General features: G+C 60.0%; 1 protein-coding gene. It reads left to right on the top strand.

All coding sequences use genetic code 11. The features are described from left to right. On the top strand, positions 1 to 245 hold a 245-nt coding region (locus tag SB717_RS38665), incomplete at both ends, for an SDR family NAD(P)-dependent oxidoreductase (protein ID WP_410908538.1).

Genomic DNA, 245 nt, shown 5'->3' with positions numbered 1-245 from the left:
AGGTTTGGTCAATAACGCCGGTATCACCCAAGACCGCAGTGCATTGGCCATGAGCGCCGAACAGTGGCACAGCGTAATCGGCAGCAACCTTGACAGCGCGTTTCATGCCTGCAAGGCAGTGTTGCCGCTGTTCGTCGAGCAGGGCTTTGGTGCGGTGGTGAATATGGCCTCGATTTCCGGGCTGATCGGCGTCCCTGGGCAGGCCAACTATTGCGCGAGCAAGGCGGGGCTGATCGGTATGACGC

The organism is Priestia sp. SIMBA_032, from assembly GCF_046535215.1.
Lineage (GTDB): Bacteria > Bacillota > Bacilli > Bacillales > Bacillaceae_H > Priestia > Priestia aryabhattai.
Note: the sequence above shows the minus strand (reverse complement) of the source record. Positions and strands in the feature narration are given on the sequence as shown.